The organism is Staphylococcus sp. EG-SA-2 (genome assembly GCF_017152085.1).
This window is the reverse complement of the sequence record NZ_JACYHC010000525.1, coordinates 1-3,792: the sequence shown is the minus strand read 5'-3', so window position 1 is coordinate 3,792 and position 3,792 is coordinate 1. Positions and strand designations below refer to the sequence as shown.

Here is a 3,792-nt window from a genome sequence, read left to right as displayed (position 1 = left end):
ATGAAATTGACTTTAAATATGCAGATGCTGTTACAGCATGTGATAATATCCAAACATTTAAATTGGTTGTTAAAACAATCGCACGTAAACATAATTTACACGCAACATTTATGCCTAAACCATTATTTGGTGTGAATGGTAGCGGTATGCACTTTAACGTTTCATTATTCAAAGGTAAAGAAAATGCATTCTTTGATCCGAATACTGAAATGGGCTTAACAGAAACAGCTTACCAATTCACAGCTGGTGTACTTAAAAACGCACGTGGATTTACAGCGGTATGTAACCCATTAGTAAACTCATACAAACGTTTAGTTCCTGGTTATGAAGCACCATGTTATATTGCATGGAGCGGTAAAAACCGTTCACCGTTAATCCGTGTACCATCTTCAAGAGGATTATCAACTCGTATTGAAGTACGTTCAGTTGACCCAGCTGCGAACCCATATATGGCGTTAGCTGCAATTTTAGAAGCTGGTTTAGACGGTATTAAAAATAAATTAAAAGTTCCAGAACCTGTTAACCAAAATATTTACGAAATGAATCGTGAAGAACGTGAAGCAGTAGGCATTCAAGACTTACCTTCAACACTTTACACAGCATTAAAAGCAATGCGTGAAAATGAAGTTATAAAAAAAGCTTTAGGAAATCATATCTATAATCAATTTATTAATTCAAAATCAATTGAATGGGATTACTACAGAACTCAAGTATCTGAATGGGAAAGAGATCAGTACATGAAGCAATATTAATACGCTAAACAATGATGGGAAATCAGTAATATCAAGGGCTAGAGCGTTTTGCTTTAGCTCTTTTTTGATTTGGAAAGATGGGATTTCACTTGACCACTTTTGTTAAAAAATGGATTTGGTCAAGTTTTGGTCAAGTAAATGTTTTATGTATTTATTTTTTTAAAGCTGGGGAAGACCATTTTATATTTTAGTTCACATGAATTTTAATATATTTGGAGGTGATGAGATGAGGCGATAAAAGAACGTCGCGAAAACGTTGAGTATTACTTGAAAATAGCCATATTCATATTACTTCTCATCGAATTCATTTGCAGAACGTTCTAAGGTAAGACCCCGAAAAGAGGGACCTTACTACGCATTATTAAGGGGGTAATACTATATGAAAAGAGAAACAAAACAAAAAATATCTTTTTGTTTATCGATCGGTATTTTCATTTTAGTTATACTACTATTGATATTCTAAAAAATTAAAAATTTCGCCTCATCTAATTTATGAATTGCTATGATGAAATATTCAATACAATCAAAAAATTGATAGAAAACAAAGAGATATCAAGTTATCAAATTAATAAAGATACTGGGATAAGTTACGGTAATATTAATGCTATGCGCCGTGGGGAAAGAAGAATAGAAAATTTAAGCTTAAAGAATGCAAAGATCTTATATGAATATGCGAAAAAGGTATTGTAATATAAGCATTGAGTTCAATAGGCATACAATAACTGCCCAAACTAGTGACTGAGTGGGTGTTTTTATAGTATTAAAAGTTTTCTAAAAGTGAAAGAAATCATGTTTAGTGATTTACTTATGTTTTTTAAAATAGTATAATAATTTTATATAATATATAGAACTTCAGTATACCTTTTGAGTATATATGGAGTTCTTTCTTTTTTACAAGATGTATATGTATAAATGGAAATGTTTATTACATTACATAAAAACCTTTAGGTGCTCTTAGATGGATGTTAATCATAAAAAAAGAGATTTTGAAAAATATAGGCTATTATAATTTAGAATTACAAATTATAAATCTTGCCAGTGGATATGGGAGTTCAACATGTCACTTACCCCAATTTGTGGAATGTTAAATAACTATAAAGAGGAAAGGAGAAAAAATGATAAGAATGGTTAAAGAAAAAGAACGAATAGCAAAATTAAATTTCGAATAGCTGTGACGAGCTTAATAATTCAAGTACTTAATTTTATCAAATCGTTCTTTTAAAAAGGTAAAGGGCAAAAGACCTTTACCACATTAAATAGGGAGGTGGTATTTATGACAAGAGAATTAAGGAAAAAATTAACTCTCTATCTTAACATTGCAACTTTAATATTATTTATTATTAATTTAACTAGAAAAAAATAAACTATTCTTTCAATTTGACAAAAATTATGAACCAGTTTAAAGAAATTTATAATACAATAGAAAAATTACTAAATGATAAATCAATATCTAATTATAGAATTAATCAAGACACTGGTGTTTCTTATGGTGGTATAAGTGAATTAAGAAGCGGGAAAAGAAAAGTGAATAATTTAACTTTAGAAACAGCGGAAAAACTCTATAATTACCAAAAACAATTAGAAATAATGATTGAATATTAAAATAAGGCCATATCTTTTGAAATATCATGGAGTGAGCCTTTTAAATCATCTAATTTTAAAGTATATTAAATATGGATAGCTTAATGTGAATATAAATAAAAAATTATCAAATAATATAATATAGAATATATGAAGACAAGAAATTTTATAAATATATAATAAAAAACCAATACTATTAGGTATTAGTTTATGAATTAACAAGTTTGGCAACTACAAAGAAACAATGTATTGCTAAACGTAGTTACTGCATTAGGATTATTATAATTATAAATAGAAAGAGAGCGTGATTAAAAATGAATGAGATTGAAACTATTATAAGTGAAATAGAAAAGTTATTAACTAACAATACACCATATAGTATTTCAAAAAATTCAGGTGTACCACGTCAAACAGTTACAGATTTAAAGGTAGGTAAAACTAAAATAAAAGAAGCTAAATTTAAAACGATAATCAAGTTATATGAATATCAAAGAACATTAGAAAATAAAACAGAATGTTAACAAAAATATTTTGTTAGGTTAGGTGGACAAGAAATTAAATTTCTAATGATTTCATGGTTGTCTGTCCACGTTTTGTCCACCTCAATAAGATAATCTCTTAGTTTTAGAAATTGTACATGGTTAAATAATCAAAAATGCATATTATGAAATTATCATTGCCATTAAATCTTGAATAATCTTTAAGTGATGATATTAAAGGCTGAACACAGTAAATAAGTTAATTTTAATGCAGTATTCTATATTATACATATTTTGTAATAATGTTTGTGCGAATTATTTTTTATTGACAATTTTTTATATTAAATTGTGTAATTGGCATATATGATGATTTGTGATAATTATATTGTAATATAGCATTTGGTTTATGATTCCAAAATTAATAGATTTGAAAAGTATACTTTATTTCATGAAAGTTTTTGGTACATTTATTTGAAAATGTTTTTATTACAAAGTTACATGGCTAAATGTTTCTTAACAAAATTAATTTTTCGAGTGTAAAGAATCGTGTGGTAAACATAATTTATATAGATTATAAGGAGGTGAAAATGGTCGAGGAAGTTAAAACGATAAAATAGTTTGAATCTTTTGATTTCAATTCTGGTAGGACTATTGAATTTGCAATCTAATAAGAATGTGAGGTTTGATTTAATATGAAGTCATATTCTTTGAATAAAATATTACTTTCTCACCATTAGTAAAATGAAGATGACTATTAAAGTGCGAAAAACAAATAAAAAAGAGAAAATAGAATTTTTAATAGGGACGTTTATAATTATTTTAGTAATATTAGGGTTCAAAATTATGAAATAAATGGATAAAGTCCGTATAATTGTGTAAAAGTAAAAAGGCCATATAACAGTCCTTTTACGGTACAATGTTTTTAACGACAAAAACATACCCAGGAGGACTTTTACATGACCCAAGTACATTTTACACTG

The 3,792-nt window shown here is 27.4% G+C and carries 5 protein-coding genes; all 5 read left to right on the top strand.

All coding sequences use genetic code 11. The features are described 5' to 3' along the window. The coding region (locus tag IDG60_RS08620; protein ID WP_206160621.1) for a glutamine synthetase family protein at window positions 1-752 on the top strand (752 nt) is incomplete at its 5' end. Window positions 753-1,244: 492 nt separating this feature from the next. Continuing rightward, window positions 1,245-1,442, top strand: coding sequence for a helix-turn-helix domain-containing protein (locus IDG60_RS08615; RefSeq protein ID WP_001793526.1), 198 nt, complete (start codon window positions 1,245-1,247; stop codon window positions 1,440-1,442). Between the two features lie 687 nt (window positions 1,443-2,129). Then, complete coding sequence (locus IDG60_RS08610; RefSeq protein ID WP_001795785.1) at window positions 2,130-2,354, top strand: helix-turn-helix domain-containing protein; 225 nt, start codon at window positions 2,130-2,132, stop codon at window positions 2,352-2,354. 293 nt (window positions 2,355-2,647) lie between these two features. Beyond that, window positions 2,648-2,854, top strand: coding sequence for a hypothetical protein (locus IDG60_RS08605; RefSeq protein ID WP_001002340.1), 207 nt, complete (start codon window positions 2,648-2,650; stop codon window positions 2,852-2,854). A 699-nt stretch (window positions 2,855-3,553) separates the two neighbouring features. Next, the gene (locus tag IDG60_RS08600; protein ID WP_001788716.1) at window positions 3,554-3,664 is read left to right on the top strand and encodes a hypothetical protein; all 111 of its coding nucleotides are present in this window, start codon (window positions 3,554-3,556) and stop codon (window positions 3,662-3,664) included. Window positions 3,665-3,792 lie beyond the last annotated feature (128 nt).